The sequence below is a fragment of the Agrobacterium rubi TR3 = NBRC 13261 genome, assembly GCF_000739935.1.
GTDB lineage: Bacteria > Pseudomonadota > Alphaproteobacteria > Rhizobiales > Rhizobiaceae > Agrobacterium > Agrobacterium rubi.
The window spans coordinates 1-16,434 of the sequence record NZ_BBJU01000041.1; the positions used below are offsets into that span (position 1 = coordinate 1).

The following is a 16,434-nucleotide window of genomic DNA, read 5'->3' on the forward strand; positions in this document are numbered from 1 at the left end:
AGAGGTCTCGGCCATCTCGAATGCTGCGGATAGAGTGGGGAGCATGAGGCTTGCCGATCTCCCCACCTGAGGGGGAGATGCCGGCAGGCAGAGGGGGGTGAGCGGCATACTCTGCCCCAAGCCCGCAACCCTCGCCCTGCGGGGCACCTCAGGATGAGGGATGCTGACGTTGCGACCTGCGGGGCACCTCTCCTTCGACAGGGATGGTGGGTTGCTGCGTTGTGCGACACTCTCCACTTAACGACGGAGTCGGGCTGCCACGCCCACCGCCCTCATGCTGAGGTGCGGAGGCGAAGCCGCAGCCTCGAAGCATCCGCCGCAAGGCACCTTGCCCCATACAGAAGTTCTTGACCCGCAACCCTTCCCCGTGGCACCTGTCCGCATCCGAAGTGCGTCAAGCACTTACCGACAACAATCGATGGCCGTGATGACTGCAATGACCGACGTTCCAGACCATATGAACCCAAAGCGTTCCTTTCAGGCGCTGATCCTGACGCTGCACAATTACTGGGCCGACAAGGGCTGTGCGGTGTTGCAGCCTTATGACATGGAAGTGGGCGCGGGTACGTTTCACCCGGCAACGACGCTACGGGCGCTAGGGCCGAAGCCTTGGAAGGCTGCCTATGTGCAGCCATCGCGCCGCCCTTCCGACGGTCGCTATGGTGAAAACCCCAATCGGTTGCAGCATTATTACCAGTATCAGGTCATTCTCAAACCCAACCCTTCCAATTTGCAGGAGCTGTATCTCGGCTCGCTGAAGGCCATCGGGCTTGATCCTCTGCTGCATGACGTCCGCTTTGTGGAAGACGATTGGGAAAGCCCGACGCTGGGTGCCTGGGGTCTGGGTTGGGAGTGCTGGTGCGACGGCATGGAAGTGTCGCAGTTTACCTATTTCCAGCAGGTTTGCGGCATCGAGTGCTCGCCGGTTGCCGGTGAGCTGACCTATGGTCTGGAGCGACTGGCCATGTATGTGCAGGGCGTGGACAATGTCTACGACCTGAACTTCAACGGTCGTGAAGGCGAGGAAAAGATTTCCTATGGCGATGTTTTCCTGCAGGCCGAGCAGGAATATTCGCGTCACAACTTCGAATATGCCGACACCGCCATGCTGCACCGCCATTTCATCGACGCCGAGAAAGAGTGCAAGGCGCTGCTGGATGCCGGTGCGCCCGGCGACAACGCCAACCAGATGCTGCACAAATGCGTGTTTCCGGCCTATGACCATTGCATCAAGGCCTCTCACGTTTTCAACCTGCTGGATGCGCGCGGCGTGATTTCCGTGACCGAGCGACAGAGCTATATCCTGCGGGTTCGCACGCTGTCCAAGGCCTGTGGCGAGGCGTTTTTGATGACGGATGCCGGTGGTGCGAACTGGAATAAAGACGCGGCCTGACGCGTTGTTTGACAGGCGATGACATGGCGGGCCGGAATCGTTCGGCCAGACCATAAGGTTTCATGAGGGGGACTGGGACATGTATATCGCTCTTGCCGCAATTGGGGTCGTCGTCGTTGTCACCGCATTCTACGTCATCGCCGTATACAACGCTCTCGTGACCGCGCGGCAGATGAAGGAAGAGGCTTGGTCCGGCATCGACGTACAGTTGAAGCGCCGTGCCGACCTCATTCCCAACCTGATCGAAACCGTGAAAGGCTATGCGGCGCACGAGAAAAGCACCTTTGAGGAGGTGGTGGCGATGCGTAACCGCGCTCAGGCCGTGCCTGCTGGCGATGTCGAGGGGCGTGCGCAGGCGGAGGGGTTGCTAAGCCAGGCGCTGGGCAAGCTGTTTGCGCTGGCGGAAGCTTATCCTGATCTCAAGGCCAATCAGGGTTTTCTGGAATTGCAGAAATCGCTCGAGACCATAGAGGGTGAAATCCAGATGTCACGCCGCTATTATAATGGTTCGGCACGCGACCTGAATGTGAAGGTGGAGAGCTTCCCGTCCAACCTTGTGGCGCGCAATTTCGGCTTTGCAAAAGCACCGTTTTTCGAGATCACCAATGAGGCGGACCGCGCTGTTCCAACTGTAAAATTCTGAGCAAAAGAACCGGCCCCCGGCTGGTTGAGAAACGATAAAGCCATGATCGAACTGACCATTACCCCGCCCAACCATCCGCTTTCCGGCAAGGTGGAGCCGCCCGGTTCCAAATCCATCACCAACCGCGTGCTGCTGCTGGCGGGTCTCGCCACGGGGCGCAGTGTGCTGACCGGCGCGCTGAAAAGTGACGATACGCTCTATATGGCCGAAGCCCTGCGCGCCATGGGCGTTGATGTGACGGAGCCGGATGCGACGAGCTTCGTGGTGGAAAGCAGCGGCGTATTGACGGCACCGACCAAGCCGCTGTTCCTCGGCAATGCGGGAACGGCGACACGGTTTTTGACGGCGGCGGTGGCTGCCGTGGATGGTACTGTGGTTGTCGATGGTGACGAGCATATGCGCAAGCGGCCGATCCAGCCGCTGGTGGAGGCGCTGAATTCGCTGGGCATCGAAGCGGAAGCGGCAGCCGGTTGCCCGCCGGTGACGGTGAAGGGCAATGGGCAGGGTTTTGTGAGGGATAGCGCCACCATCGACGCCAATCTTTCCAGCCAGTATGTGTCCGCGCTGTTGATGGCCGCGCCTTGCGGGGCAAAGCCGCTGGATATTGTTCTGGCGGGTGAGGACATCGGTGCGAAGGGCTATATCGACCTGACCGTGTCCGCCATGGAAGCCTTCGGCGCAACGGTGGAGCGGGTGAGCAACGCCATCTGGCGCGTTCATCCGACCGGCTACAAGGCCACCGACTTCCACATCGAGCCGGATGCGTCCGCCGCCACCTATCTCTGGGGTGCGGAATTGCTGACGGGCGGCACAATCGATATTGGTACGCCTGCGGATGCGTTTACCCAGCCGGATGCCAAGGCCTATGCCGTGATGGCGCAATTTCCCAATCTGCCTGCGGAAATCGATGGCAGCCAGATGCAGGATGCGATTCCGACGATTGCGGTTCTGGCGGCTTACAACACGACGCCGGTGCGCTTCGTGGGCATCGCCAATCTGCGGGTGAAGGAATGCGACCGCATCCGGGCGCTGTCGCTTGGTCTCAACGGCATCCGCGAAGGTTTGGGGGAAGAGGATGGCGACGATCTGATCGTGCATGCCGATCCTGAGCTTGCCGGACAGACGGTGTCTGCCTCCATCGATACGTTTCACGATCACCGCATTGCCATGAGCTTTGCGCTGGCGGGCCTGAAGACCGGCGGCATCGCCATTCAGAACCCGGCTTGCGTGGGCAAGACCTACCCGGGTTACTGGAAGGCGCTTGGTTCGCTGGGTGTGGATTACAGCGAAACCGGACAGGACTGACGCTCAGAAAGGGCCGCCCGTGAAGACTATTGCTGCGAGATGTCTGGCACTTTTCGTCTTCATGCTTGCGGCCCTGCCTGCGGCAGCTGAGGAGTTCATCAGCTCCTACCATTCCGTGGTGGATGTCGCCAAAAGCGGTGAGCTGACGGTGACGGAGACAATTACGGCGCGCGCCGAGGGCAACCGGATCAAGCGCGGTATTTTCCGCGACTTTCCGCTCTATGCGCTGGACGAGAACGGCAGCCGCACCAAGGTCGGCTTCAAGGTTCTCTCCGTGGAGCGGGATGGCGCTCCGGAAGATTGGCGCACCGAAAGCATCGATGGCGGCATTCGCATCTATACCGGCAATGCCGACCGGTTTCTGCCGATCGGCGATCATGTTTTCCAGATCACCTACACCACCGACCGGCAAATCCGCTATTTCGATGGTTACGACGAGCTGACCTGGAACGTGACCGGCAATGGCTGGCAGTTTTCGATGCGCGACATCTCGGCCACCGTCTCCCTGCCTGAAAACGTGAGGCCGACCGACACCGCTGCCTTCACCGGACCTCTCGGCTCGAAGGGCAAGGACGCCCGCGTCATGACCGAGGGCAACGAGGTGTTCTTTGCCTCCACCCGCCCCTTCTATCAGGGCGAAGGCATGACGATTGCGGTGAAGTTGCCCAAGGGTGTGATCGACGCGCCGACGGCTGCGCAGGCGCGGAGCTGGTGGTTGCAGGACCATTTGGGCTCGGTGCTGGGTGTTTCAGGCTTCATTCTCATCCTGTTTTATTATTACCGGGCCTGGTCGGCTGTTGGCCGCGACCCCGCCAAAGGCATTATCGTGCCGCGCTGGGATGCGCCGGAGGGGTTGTCGCCTGCGCTCGTCAACTACGTCGATAATCACGGATTTTCCGAGAATGGCTGGACGGCGTTTTCCGCCGCATCGCTCAACCTTGCCGTCAAAGGCTATGTGGTGCTGGAGGATTTGAAGAATTCCCTCATCATTCGCCGCACCGACAAGCCAATCAAGGGAAAGCTACAGGCGGGTGAGGCAAAGATCATCAATACGATCGATGAACCGGGCATGTCATTCGAGATCAACAAGAAAAACGGATCAAGGGTCGTATCGCTCGGCAATGCTTTTCAAAAGGCAATCGAAACGGAACATAGTGGCAAATACTATCACGAGAATATTGGTTTTGTGGTCTCAGGCTTTTTCCTATCCTTCTTCATCGTTTGCGCAGTTTTGTTCTTTGGTAATTTCGAACCGGAGGCCCTTTTTGCGACCTTTTTCATCGGCATCCTATCCTTCGTCGGGACGATTTTTGCACTTGCCTTCGGAAAATCGTTGACGCGTGGTGGCTCTCTGCTCAAGCGCATCGGGATGATCGTCGTTCTGGCGCTGGTGGCGTCCATGCTGATCTCCGGTATTGGCGGTGCGATGACCGTCGTTTCGCTGGAAAAGCTCGAAGCGCTGCAATTGCCTGCCATGATGTCCGTCGCCGGTATCATCACCACAAACATCGTGTTCGTGATGCTGATGGGCGCACCGACGCCGCTTGGGCGCAAGCTAATGGACGGCATCGAGGGGCTGCGGCTTTATCTGACCGTGGCCGAACAGGACCGCATGAACATGCAGGGCGCGCCGCAGATGTCGCCGCAGCATTTCGAGACATTGCTTCCCTATGCCGTTGCTCTGGGCGTGGAGAAACCCTGGAGCGAGGCTTTCGAGACGTGGCTGGCAGAAGCAAAGGCGGGAGAGTATTCGCCGGGATGGTACAGCGGTAATTACAGCAATTTCGGAACCCGCATCGGCGGCTTTTCCTCTTCCATGGCGTCAACCATCGCCTCGACCATACCGGCACCGGTCAGCTCGTCTTCATCGAGCTTTTCCGGTAGCGGTGGTTCGTCGGGGTCTGGCGGTGGTGGTGGTGGAGGCGGTGGCTGGTAAGCCAGCCACTTGGGGTCTAATCAGACCTCGTCTTCCCGCTTCACGCGATATTCACCCGTCGTTGGATCTTTGATCAGCGTGCCTGTAGCACCGGTTTCCCGTTCTTTTTCCTGCCGTTTGGTTTTCTCGGACAGTTTTTTCGCATCGCCGACGAAGCGTTTGTAAAGAATGATCGCCCCGAACATGAGCAGGGCGAGCGTTATCAATTGGGCCATTTATCGTTTGTCCATCAAAAACCGTAACGGGCCCACAATGCCTTTTCTTCCGCCACTTCCGCAAGCCCCGAGGCGGCGGATGCGGCAATCGACTGGGCGTGAAGATCGACGCCCGGCAGTTTCTTACCGAAGAAATTGCGTGCGCCGCTGACCAGTTGCAGCTTAACCTTGTCGCCGTAGCGACGGCGCAGCACATCACGCATATCGCCCAAGCCATCGATAAGGCCGAGATCGAGGCCGCGCATGCCGGTCCAGAACAGGCCGGAAAAAATCGCCGGATCGTCCTTCAGCTTCGAGCCGCGACGCAGCTTGACCATGTCGATGAAAACATTGTGGATTTCCAGCTGGAGCGATTTCAGATATTCGATATCGCCTTCCTTTTCCGGCTGGAAGGGATCGAGGATCGCCTTGTTCTGGCCTGCCGTATAGACGCGCCGTTCGACGCCGATCTTCTTCAGCATTTCAGGAAAACCGAAGCCGCCCGAGACGACACCGATGGAGCCGACGATGGAGGTGGGGTCGGCGATGATCTCATCACCCGCCAGCGCAATCATGTAACCGCCGGATGCCGCCACATCTTCCACGAAGATCAAAACCTTCTTGTTTTTCTCTTCGGCGAGTTGCCGGATGCGGTTATAGATCATCCGCGACTGGACGGGCGAACCGCCGGGAGAATTGAGCGTAATGGCAACGACGGGCGCCTCCTTCATGCCAAACGCCTTGTCCAGCAGTGGGGCGTAGGAGGCCAGATTGAGCGCCGGACGAAACTGACTGCCGCCTGCCATGATCGCGCCATGCATGCGCACCACGGGAATGATCAGCTCCGTCTTACGAAACCGCTTGGGCACCAGTCGCTTCAAAATTCCGGCCATTTTATCCTCATCGTCATTCCTATTGGAACCGATGTGGGTATGGCGGGGGCAAAGACAATGGCGGGGGTGGTGATAATTTGGTGAGGGGTGGGTGGGTGCTTGAACGACATCATGCGATTTGCCCGCAACCCTCGTCCTTCGAGGCTCCGGCTTCGCCTCCGCGCCTCAGGATGAGGGTTGCTGCGTCGAGCCCTTGGCTTGGCTCTATATCACGTCTCGTGCATAGCTTTCTGTTGGTGGTGATCGCGTTATGGTTCCGCAGCGGTAGCAGCCCTCACCCTGAGGTGCCCCGCAGGGGCCTCGAAGGGCGGGGGCTGCGGGTGGAAGCCGACTGATGCCGCGACGGCTATCCGCCCTTATACCACTGCCCGCAACCCTCGTCCTTCGAGGCTCCGGCTTCGCCTCCGCGCCTCAGGATGAGGGTTGCTACCGTCGGAGCCCAGCGCCAGGAGGTGCCTCTTCCCGGCAAATTCAGTAGGATAGAGGGTTGCTGCATAGAGTCTCTGGCTCGGCTTCGGGTTGATGCGGATTACATGAGTTTTATGGAGTAGTCGTCCGCAGCGGTAGCAGCCCTCACCCTGAGGTGCCCCGTAGGGGCCTCGAAGGGCGGGGGCTGCGGGCTGTTTTGCTCCAAAGGGCGGAATACCCGCAGTTTTCAGTATTGAATTGACTGTAATGACTCGGCAAAATCTCCGCCATGGAAGTAACAGTTTATATCGTTCGTTGCTGCGATGGATCGTATTACACCGGACTGACGAAGCAGTCCGGTGAGGCCCGCGTATGGGAACACAACGCCGGTATCTATGATGGATATACCTCCAAACGACGCCCGGTGGAGCTGGTGTTTACTGAGACCTACGACCGCATTGTCGATGCCATCGAACGGGAGCGCCAGATCAAGGGCTGGTCGCGGCGAAAGAAGGAAGCGTTGATTGCGATGGCGTATGAGACGCTGCCGGAGCTTTCGCGCCGTGGGCCTGCGGTGGCTAAGGAGCCAGTTTGAACCAGTGGCCGCCCCCGATGGTTCGAGGCTCCGCCCTTTGGGCTACGCACCTCACCATGAGGGCGGAGAGACGTCGCGGCATCAGGAGACTGCTGGGCAGCGAGGGCAAAAATGTATTTCTGGTGTCGGCATTCCCGCCGCCCGCAACCCTCGTCCTTAGAGGCCCCTGCGGGGCACCTCAGGATGAGGGCTGCTACCGTCGCGCCCCTTAGCTCTCGGCAAACAATTGCGAATAAAACTCCCGCAGCGAGGGTGCGTAAAACTTCAACAGGATAGCAAACGTGCCTCAGGATGAGGGTTGCTGCCTTCTGCCCGGCGTATTTGCATCATTCCGCCCATACCCAACCCGCCCATTGCTCAAATCATCCACCACCGACAAAAAAGCATGACTTCCATCCTCATGCATCGTCAGCGGCGCGTGGAATGTGAGCCTTGCGCGGGAGCCTTTGATGGCGGTCACCAGCATGCGTACCGCGTCTTCGCCTGCGCGCGGGTGGACGAGGGTGATTTCGAGGCCGCCGAAGCGGCGGCCGCAGGCGGTGATGATGTCGGAGATGGATTGGGGGCGGGCGATGAGGGAGAGTTGGCCGCCGGGGATCAGGATGGCGGCGGCGGTTCTGAGCCAGTGTTCGAAGAGATCGTTCGTCATGGCGTGGGCGGTGGCTTTGAGCGCATCCGGAGTTTTGCGGTCGCCTGCGTCGTTGTAGGGAGGGTTCATGATGACATGGTGGAAATGGTTGTCGAGCAGTCCTGCGTTCCTGCGGGCGTCGGCGCGCAGGGTGACATCCGCTTGGTTGACGCGGACGCGCTGCGCAAAGGCGACGTTAGCCGGGAGTTGCAGACTGCGCTGGGCAAAATCCACCATCTCCGGCGAAAACTCGAACAGCGTGACCTCTGCCTTTTCCAGACGCGATGCCACCGCCATGCCGGCGGCCCCGGCCCCGGCGCCCAGATCGGCCACGCGACACGCGGTATCATCAACCACCAGAGAGGCCAGGAGCATGGCATCCATGCCTGCCCTGTGGCCCCTGCCCTTGGGTTGCACGATCTCGAAGCGGCCGCGATGAAACGCATCGACTGTTTCGGAAACGGGTGCCGCCATGGCGTTTCAGGCCTTGTCTTCGCGCAGCTCGTCGGCCAACCCGGCATCGGTCAGAATACGACGCGCTTCAACGCTCCGGTCCTCTTCCACCAGAAAACGGCGTGGCAGCAGCCCGAGCGATCCTTCCAGAATGCTCATGCCCTGATCGGCGATGAGGCTGTGGATGCCTGCGTCCTTCATCAGGCTCTGTGCGAAGGACAGAAGAACGGCGTCGTTAGTACGGATCAGTTCACGCATAGGTCAGTTTCCACCCTAAATCCCATCTTTTTGAACGGCATGAGGCAATTCGCCCCTTGCCGCTTTCACCGCCGCTTTCTATTGTCGGCCCCAATATCGAACAGGAGTCCGGTCCGTTGGGCGTCGTCATACCGCTTGAAGAAAGCAAAAACAAACTCGCATCCGTCACGCCGCTTGTCGACCTGACCCGTCCGGACATGGAAAGGGTTAACCAGCTTATTCTTTCCAAAGCCGGTTCCGATGTCCAGATGATACCCGAAGTGGCCAACCACCTGATATCATCAGGTGGAAAGCGCCTGCGCCCGATGCTGACGCTCGCATCCGCTGCCATGTTCGATTACAAGGGCGACCACCACATCAAGCTGGCGACGAGTGTGGAATTCATGCACACGGCCACGCTGTTGCATGACGACGTGGTGGATGAGAGCGATCTGCGCCGTGGCAAATCCACGGCACGCACCATCTGGGGCAACCAGGCGAGCGTTCTTGTCGGCGACTTCCTGCTGGGCCAGGCCTTCCGCATGATGGTGGATGTCGGTTCGCTGGATGCGCTGGATGTGCTGTCCACCGCCGCTTCCGTGATTGCCGAGGGCGAGGTTCTTCAGCTTTCCGTTGCCAAGAACATGGAAACGACCGAGGACGATTATCTCCAAGTCATTCGCGCCAAGACCGCTGCTCTTTTTGCCGCTGCCGCCGAGGTTGGCCCGATCGTTGCCAAGACCGACAAGGCCACGCGCAGTGCGCTGAAATCCTATGGTATGAACCTCGGTCTTGCCTTCCAGCTGGTGGACGACGTGCTGGATTACGGCGGCAAATCCGCGGATCTCGGCAAGAACACCGGTGATGATTTCCGTGAAGGTAAGATCACGCTGCCGGTCATTCTGTCCTATCGTCGTGGCACGGTGGAAGAGCGCGAATTCTGGAAACGCGCCATCGAGCAGGGCGAAAGCACGGATGCAAATCTGGAAACAGCGCTGGGCCTTATCAAGAAATACAACGGTCTGGCCGACACCATTACCCGCGCCAACCACTATGGCACCATTGCGCGCGATGCACTGGCGCCGCTGCCGAAAAGCCCGTGGAAGAACGCCCTGATGGAAGTCATCGATTTCTGCATCGAGCGTGTGAACTAAAAAGCCTTCCAGGCATCGCGGACCATAGCCACCATCGTTCCGCGATGCCAACAATTCACGAATCCATAATCGCGGGCAGAATTTGTTGCAGGCTTGCTCCAAAAAAGCCATTCTATCGTGACGTGGTGTGTGATTGCGTGAACTGATTCCGGTTCAGGCACAACAGTCCAATTCAAGCGTTACAGCGTTCCGGTGCAACGACTTTGCCCCGAACTGTAAGGCAGGAAACTGATTTTTCGGTGCATATGCACAAAAGCAAAGGTTCCTTCATGCGGCGCAAACCAGCATTTCGTCTTCTCTGCGGCGCGGCGTTCATTGCCGCCCTTTCTCTCGGTGCGGGCTCCACCGCTTTTGCCGAGACGACGCCCGCAGACAAGGCGGCCGAGACCGTTACGTTCGATCCCGCAAAGGTCAACACCTTCTCCGGCGCGTTTCTGGCGGCCCGCACAGCGGATGTGGATCAGGATTACGCCACCGCCATCACGCTGTACCAAAAGGCCCTGGACTTCGACACGGCAAATGTTGAAATCCGCCAGCGCCTGATGATCGCTCAGTTGCTGAGCGGTGATTTCGAAGCCGGTGCGAAAATTGCCGACAGTCTGAAGGACGATTCGTCCGTCGAGCGCGTGACGACCATCATCCGCGCCTTGGCCGCGATCAAGCACAAGGAATTTTCCAGCGCGGAAAAAATCCTGAAATATACCGGCCCCAACGATCTGGACCGCATGGTCAACACGCTGCTGACCGCCTGGGCGCGTGCCGGTGCCGGCAAGGGCAAGGAAGCCCTGGCACTGGTCAACGGCATGAAGGGTCCGGGCTGGATTTCCATTTTCCAGAAATATCATGCAGGCGCGATTGCGCTGGTGACGGGCAACACGGAAGCGGCCCGCAAGAACCTGAACGACGCCGTGGCCGACCGTGAAGGTGGAGCAACCGCAACCGATACCTACATGCGTGCGGTGATGGCGCTGGCGCGGCTGGAAGCCAAGGCTGGCAACAAACAGAAGGCGCTGGACACGATCTCCGTTGGCGATACGTTCGCGCCGAACTATGCACCGCTGAAGGCATTGCGCCAGAGCATCGAAAAGGGTGAAAAGCCAGAGCAACAGGTGGAAACGCCGGTTGAAGGTGCTGCCGCTGTGATGTTCTCCATCGCCGGTGCGCTGAACCGCGAGGGTGCGGAAGAAATCGTCACGCTGTACCTCCAGACATCGCGTGCGCTCGACCCGAAAAGCGCTGATACGCTGATCCTTCTGGGTGGGCTTGCCGAGGCGCAGAAGCAGCCGGACCGCGCCATCGCGTTTTACCGCGAAGTGCCGGCCGATTCGCCGATGCACCGCATTTCCGAGTTGCAGCTGGGCCTGACGCTGGCGCAGACGGACAAGGTGGACGAGGCGCGCAAGCACTTGAAATCCCTGCTGGACTCAGACCCATCCGATATCCGCTCCTATCTTGCCTATGGTTCGGTTCTGTCCGACGCCAAGGATTATGCGGCGATGGCGGCCAATTACGACAAGGCTGTCGAGGTCATCGGCGCCGTGCCGAAGAAAACCGACTGGACCATATTCTTCCAGCGCGCCATTGCCTATGAGCGCCTGAAGCAGTGGGACAAGGCCGAACCCGACTTCAAGCGGGCACTGGAACTCAACCCGGAACAGCCGCAGGTATTGAACTATCTCGGCTATTCCTGGGTGGACAAGAACCTCAATCTCGATCAGGCGATGGACATGATCCGCCGCGCGGTCGAGCTTCGCCCGAATGACGGCTACATCGTCGATTCTCTCGGCTGGGCGCATTTCCGTCTCGGTGCTTTCGATGAGTCGGTAACCGAGCTGGAACGCGCCATCGAGCTTCGCGCCGGTGACCCGACGATCAACGACCATCTGGGCGATGCCTACTGGCGCGTCGGTCGCAAGATCGAGGCCGTCTACCAGTGGAACCGGGCGCTGATCGGCGATAGCGACGATGTCGACAAGGCCAAGGTGAAGGAAAAGATCGCCAACGGCCTGCCGCCTCTGGAAAAGGACGCGGAAAACACCGCCAAGAAGGAACAGGCACCGCCGCAACCGGTTGCGCCCGCCCCTGCCCCGGACAAGAAGTCTTAAGGCAATATGCTCTTGCGCGAGCCTATTGGAGCGGTCGCGACGACCGAGGCCGCTCCCGCCAAGATCAATCTGGCCCTGCATGTGACGGGCCAGCGGGCCGATGGCTATCATCTGCTTGAATCGCTTGTGGTTTTCACGCAGGCGGGTGACCTGATCGAGATCAGCGATGCCGAAAACGATGGCTTCGCGATTTCCGGCCCCTTCGCCGATGTGCTGAAGGAGGCTGATCCGGCCAGCAATCTCGTGCTGAAGGCACGGGATCTGTTGAGAGCCTTGGCAGGCGTCAGCGCCACGCCCGTCTTCATCCACCTGCATAAAAACCTGCCCGTCGCCTCCGGTATCGGTGGCGGCTCTGCCGATGCAGCTGCGACCCTGCGCGCTTTGATGACCCATTGGGGTGTTGCGCCCGGCCCTTCCGCTCTCGTGGAGATCGGCCTCCAACTCGGCGCAGATGTGCCGATGTGCCTTGCCAGCAAGCCGCTGATTGCGCGCGGCATTGGCGAAGACATCGAGATCATCGAGGATATGCCGACCCTGCACCTCGTTCTCGTCAATCCCTTGAAGGGTGTTTCGACGCCCGAGGTGTTCAGGCATCTGGCCAACAAGAACAATCCACCCTTTATGCAGCATGGCAGCGAGGACTGGCTGAGTTTCATCGCGCAAAGCCGCAACGATCTGGAGCCGCCTGCCCGGACCCGTCTTGCCGAAATTGGCGAAGCCTCCACGCTGCTGGCGCAGACCGGAGCGGCGCTGGTGCGCATGTCCGGCTCCGGCGCCACCTGTTTCGGACTTTATGCCACGGCAGAAGACGCACAATCTGCCGCAGTTTTTCTTCGTCAACAGCGGCCCGGCTGGTATGTTCAGGCCACGAGAACCGTATCGGAACCTGCATCATGAGTGGCGAAAGAGCCTTTATTCCCGTCGGCATCGCGGTGTTGACCGTCTCCGACACCCGCACACCGGCGGACGACAAATCCGGGGACACGCTGGTTACGCGCATCACGGAGGCGGGTCACCGGCTGGTGGATCGGGGCATTGTCAAAGACGACAAGGCGGCTATTCGTGAGACGGTCGAGGCGTGGACGTTGTCGGAAGACATCGACGTCGTCATCACCACAGGCGGCACGGGCTTTACCGGGCGTGACGTGACGCCGGAGGCTCTGGAACCGCTGTTCGAGAAACGCATGGATGGCTTTTCGGCCGTGTTTCACCGCATTTCCTATGACAAGATCAACACATCCACCATCCAGTCGCGCGCCACCGCAGGACTGGCCAATTCCACCTTCATCTTTGTGCTGCCCGGCTCTCCCGGCGCCTGCAAGGATGCGTGGGACGGCATTTTGAAGGCACAGCTGGATTACCGCCATATGCCCTGCAATTTCGTGGAAATCATGCCGCGTTTGGACGAGCATTTGAAGCGCGGCAAGGCGCAAGGGTAACTATCGCGCTGCGCGCAGCACCCATGAAGGAATAAGCTCGGCGCTCAAGCGGCGGGTCTTCTGCGATTTCGGGAAATGGTCGAGCGGCATGCCGGACTTGGCAATCGACAAAGCTTCCTGCTTGCGCAGCAACAGGCCATATTCCAGCGGTGGCCTGCGTCTGACGAACCGCGACAGAAACGACGGGCGATAGTGGCGCGACGGCGCAAAGCGTGCGGGCAGTTTGCTCAGCGCCATATATTCGCTGATGTCAGCGATCCAGCCACTTTGCGGGCGACTGCCCGGCTCCATCATCAAAATCCACTCGCCGCGCGCCGACGCAATGATATCCCTGATGTCCCATTGCGTATGAAAGCGGCATCCGGCGGCTTCGGCCACACGTCCCGAGCCGTCGCTGGAGGCATGATCCAGCACGATGACGTCACTGATCAGCCCTTCCACGGCGCCCGAGACGAGCGTGGCGAGGGTGTGAGCAAGCTCCGGCTCCTGATCCCGGCATTCCATGATGACTGTCAGCATATGTCTATCAGCGTATGATCCCCTAGAAGCGATAAAACAGAAAGCGCGCTACGCTACAAGATTTCACCGATCAAATTCCTACCGCAATGCAAAAGAAATAGCTATGGCGCGTTTCGGCATTTTGTTCTTGTAATGTTCTCATATCTGGTTTAAGAATCGGGGCATCCAACAAGCCGGTTCATGCCGGTCAGGAGCATCCAGATGAGACAACATGTGCTTTCGGGGCAGGCTGCATTCCAGCCGGGCCATACGCCAGATATTGCCAATGCGCTGGCCGATGCATCGGGTCTGCGGATCGAGATCGACCGTCGTCGTGGGCGTGGTGCGGGCATCAATCCGGGTGGCCGTTTCGAGACCTTGCAGCACGAGCCTGTCGATGATGGCTGGCAGATCATCGAGGAACTGCCGGAGTTTCGCACCGAAGTGCAGGTGGAAAAGCCGCGCACGATCATCAGCCGCAACGATTCACCGGATATTCCCTTCGACCGATCCGTCAATCCCTATCGCGGATGCGAGCATGGCTGCATCTATTGTTTTGCGAGGCCCAGCCACAGCTATATGGGCCTGTCGGCGGGACTGGATTTCGAGGCCAAGCTGTTTGCGAAACCGGATGCCGCAAAGCTTCTGGAGCGGGAACTGGGCAAGCCGGGATACAAGGCCCGCGTCATCGCCATCGGCACCAATACCGACCCTTACCAGCCGATCGAGCGGGAATGGCGCATCATGCGACAAATCCTCGAAGTGCTGGCAAAAGCCGAGCATCCGGTTGCCATCGTTACCAAGTCGGGTCTGATTACCCGCGACATCGACATTCTGGCACCGATGGCAGCCAAGGGTCTGGTGAAAGTCGGTATTTCCGTGACGACGCTGGATCGCAAGCTGGCCCGCAGCATGGAACCGCGTGCGGCAACCCCTGCCAAGCGGCTGGAAGCCATCAAGACACTGACAGAGGCCGGTATTCCCGTTGCCGTGATGATGGCGCCGGTTATTCCAGCGCTAAACGACCACGAGATCGAACGAGTGCTGGAGGCCGGAAAGGCGGCAGGCGCAACGGAAGCGTCCTATGTGCTGCTGCGGCTTCCGCTGGAGGTCAGTCCACTGTTTCGCGAGTGGTTGTTGCGCAATTATCCGCATCGTTACCAGCACGTCATGTCGCTGGTTCGCTCCATGCGCGATGGCAAGGACTATGACGCCGAATTTGGCAAGCGCATGAAGGGCGCTGGTCCCTATGCCTGGCAGATCGGCCGTCGCTTCGAGATGACGACCAAGAGGCTGGGGCTCGTGCGCCGTGGCCTCCACCTTCGGGATGACCTGTTCGTCGCACCGGGAGGTGCAGGCGTGCAATTGTCTCTACTCTAAAATCTAACGCAGTTTGTGATCCACGGACTTTGGAACAACACGCTGACTACGCAATCGGATTCGCCTGATATCGTTCCCTGTTTCAGGTGCAATGCTCAAGAATACCCATAGCGTCTATGCCCTGCGCTACGGGTTGTGCCCCCGGTTATCTGCCGCCTCGCATGGGTTTTGCTCTTCCGCCCCAATGGGAAGAGCTTGGAGGTCATGAGACCTCAGCCAGCAGCCCTCCGCCCCGTGGGTTGCTGCACACCCTGCGACCGGGGGCTTGCAGGAGATCGGTTGCCTGTGCCAGTTTCGCCCGATGAAACGAAGCACAGCATCCGATTCTCCTGCCCTCTTTGACCTTCTAGACACCGGCCCGGATTTCAGTCTGGAGCTCGAGGCCCAAAAGCGCGGCGAGTGGCCGGTGGCCGGTACGGATGAAGCCGGACGAGGACCGCTGGCCGGACCCGTCGTTGCCGCTGCCGTCATTCTCGATCCCGACAATATTCCCGACGGGCTGAACGATTCAAAAAAGCTGTCCAAAGCGCGTCGCGAATATCTGTTTGAGAAAATTCTTGCAACATCCATCGTTTCCATCGCCTCGTCAGGGCCTGTTCTTATTGACCGTATGAACATATTGCGGGCGAGCCTGGATGCCATGCGTCGTGCGGTGCTGGGCCTACAGAGCGCACCCGCCCTCGTGCTTGCGGATGGACGTGATATTCCACCCGGCATCCCCTGCCTCGGCAAAGCCGTGATCAAAGGCGACGCGCGCTCGGTCTCCATTGCCGCGGCCTCCATCGTCGCCAAGGTCACGCGTGACCGGATGATGGAGAAGGCCGGAGCGATCCATCCGCTCTATGGGTTCGAAGCGCATGTGGGTTACGGCACGCCGACGCATCTGCGCGCTATCGAGGCTAATGGCCCCTGCCCGCTTCACCGCATGAGTTTCCGGCCCATGCGGGTGGAATAAGCGCGAGAGCGTTCCTTTGCTGAATGGAATCCTTCTGCCGCAGCGGAATTTCGTCAGGGAAAAGCTGCGCTCGGTCGGTCTCCATTGCCGCTGAGTCCATCATCGCCAGGGTCACGCGTGACGAGATGATGGAAAAGGCCGGAGCGATCCATCCGGCCTATGGGTTCGAAGCGCATGTGGGTTACGGCACGCCGACGCATCTGCGCGCCATCGAGGCC

Annotated in this window: 16 protein-coding genes and 1 pseudogene; 12 read left to right on the forward strand and 5 right to left on the reverse strand. The window is 59.4% G+C overall.

Features of this window, described 5'->3' with window-relative positions; all coding sequences use genetic code 11:
- Positions 1–436 precede the first annotated feature (436 nt).
- The 4 genes from RRU01S_RS24540 (at position 437) to RRU01S_RS24555 (ending at position 5,277) form a co-directional block, all read left to right on the forward strand.
- Positions 437–1,393, forward strand: a complete 957-nt coding sequence (locus RRU01S_RS24540; protein ID WP_045232877.1) for a glycine--tRNA ligase subunit alpha — start codon at positions 437–439, stop codon at positions 1,391–1,393.
- A gap of 79 nt (positions 1,394–1,472) precedes the next feature.
- Positions 1,473–2,036 (forward strand): LemA family protein, encoded by a 564-nt coding sequence (locus RRU01S_RS24545; RefSeq protein WP_045232864.1) that lies wholly within the window; start codon positions 1,473–1,475, stop codon positions 2,034–2,036.
- 42 nt (positions 2,037–2,078) lie between these two features.
- Entirely contained in the window at positions 2,079–3,341 is a 1,263-nt protein-coding gene (gene aroA / locus RRU01S_RS24550; protein WP_045232865.1) for a 3-phosphoshikimate 1-carboxyvinyltransferase, read from the forward strand.
- Positions 3,342–3,360: 19 nt separating this feature from the next.
- Positions 3,361–5,277, forward strand: coding sequence for a DUF2207 domain-containing protein (locus tag RRU01S_RS24555; protein WP_045232866.1), 1,917 nt, complete (start codon positions 3,361–3,363; stop codon positions 5,275–5,277).
- A 20-nt stretch (positions 5,278–5,297) separates the two neighbouring features.
- Here the strand turns inward: RRU01S_RS24555 and RRU01S_RS24560 are convergent, their stop codons facing one another.
- Positions 5,298–5,492 (reverse strand): membrane protein, encoded by a 195-nt coding sequence (locus tag RRU01S_RS24560; protein ID WP_045232867.1) that lies wholly within the window; start codon positions 5,490–5,492, stop codon positions 5,298–5,300.
- Between the two features lie 14 nt (positions 5,493–5,506).
- Positions 5,507–6,364, reverse strand: a complete 858-nt coding sequence (locus tag RRU01S_RS24565) for a S49 family peptidase (protein ID WP_045232868.1) — start codon at positions 6,362–6,364, stop codon at positions 5,507–5,509.
- Between the two features lie 697 nt (positions 6,365–7,061).
- Here RRU01S_RS24565 and RRU01S_RS24570 point away from each other — a divergent pair.
- Positions 7,062–7,367: a GIY-YIG nuclease family protein gene (locus tag RRU01S_RS24570; RefSeq protein WP_045232869.1), complete on the forward strand. Its 306-nt coding sequence runs from the start codon at positions 7,062–7,064 to the stop codon at positions 7,365–7,367.
- Positions 7,368–7,653: 286 nt separating this feature from the next.
- On the opposite strand, the gene RRU01S_RS24575 is transcribed toward RRU01S_RS24570, so the two are convergent.
- Positions 7,654–8,469 (reverse strand): tRNA1(Val) (adenine(37)-N6)-methyltransferase, encoded by an 816-nt coding sequence (locus RRU01S_RS24575; RefSeq protein ID WP_045232870.1) that lies wholly within the window; start codon positions 8,467–8,469, stop codon positions 7,654–7,656.
- A gap of 6 nt (positions 8,470–8,475) precedes the next feature.
- Positions 8,476–8,706 (reverse strand): putative signal transducing protein, encoded by a 231-nt coding sequence (locus tag RRU01S_RS24580; protein ID WP_045232871.1) that lies wholly within the window; start codon positions 8,704–8,706, stop codon positions 8,476–8,478.
- 116 nt (positions 8,707–8,822) lie between these two features.
- Here RRU01S_RS24580 and RRU01S_RS24585 point away from each other — a divergent pair, with 116 nt between their 5' ends.
- The 4 genes from RRU01S_RS24585 (at position 8,823) to moaB (ending at position 13,383) form a co-directional block, all read left to right on the forward strand.
- The gene (locus tag RRU01S_RS24585; RefSeq protein ID WP_045232878.1) at positions 8,823–9,839 is read left to right on the forward strand and encodes a polyprenyl synthetase family protein; all 1,017 of its coding nucleotides are present in this window, start codon (positions 8,823–8,825) and stop codon (positions 9,837–9,839) included.
- 269 nt (positions 9,840–10,108) lie between these two features.
- Positions 10,109–11,944, forward strand: coding sequence for a tetratricopeptide repeat protein (locus tag RRU01S_RS24590; RefSeq protein WP_045232879.1), 1,836 nt, complete (start codon positions 10,109–10,111; stop codon positions 11,942–11,944).
- A 6-nt stretch (positions 11,945–11,950) separates the two neighbouring features.
- Positions 11,951–12,841, forward strand: a complete 891-nt coding sequence (locus RRU01S_RS24595; protein WP_045232872.1) for a 4-(cytidine 5'-diphospho)-2-C-methyl-D-erythritol kinase — start codon at positions 11,951–11,953, stop codon at positions 12,839–12,841.
- The gene (gene moaB / locus RRU01S_RS24600; RefSeq protein ID WP_045232873.1) at positions 12,838–13,383 is read left to right on the forward strand and encodes a molybdenum cofactor biosynthesis protein B; all 546 of its coding nucleotides are present in this window, start codon (positions 12,838–12,840) and stop codon (positions 13,381–13,383) included. Before RRU01S_RS24595 ends, moaB begins: the two co-directional genes overlap by 4 nt.
- Here the strand turns inward: moaB and RRU01S_RS24605 are convergent, their stop codons facing one another.
- Positions 13,384–13,902, reverse strand: coding sequence for a glycosyltransferase family protein (locus tag RRU01S_RS24605; protein WP_045232874.1), 519 nt, complete (start codon positions 13,900–13,902; stop codon positions 13,384–13,386). It abuts the gene before it with no gap.
- Between the two features lie 201 nt (positions 13,903–14,103).
- On the opposite strand from RRU01S_RS24605, the gene RRU01S_RS24610 reads away from it, so the two are divergent.
- The 3 genes and pseudogenes from RRU01S_RS24610 to RRU01S_RS24620 form a co-directional block, all read left to right on the forward strand.
- Positions 14,104–15,261, forward strand: coding sequence for a PA0069 family radical SAM protein (locus RRU01S_RS24610; RefSeq protein WP_045232880.1), 1,158 nt, complete (start codon positions 14,104–14,106; stop codon positions 15,259–15,261).
- A 301-nt stretch (positions 15,262–15,562) separates the two neighbouring features.
- A complete protein-coding gene (gene rnhB / locus RRU01S_RS24615) occupies positions 15,563–16,216 on the forward strand; it encodes a ribonuclease HII (protein WP_045232875.1) in 654 nt (217 codons plus the stop codon).
- Positions 16,217–16,239: 23 nt separating this feature from the next.
- Positions 16,240–16,434: pseudogene (locus tag RRU01S_RS24620) on the forward strand (ribonuclease HII); the annotation flags it as partial.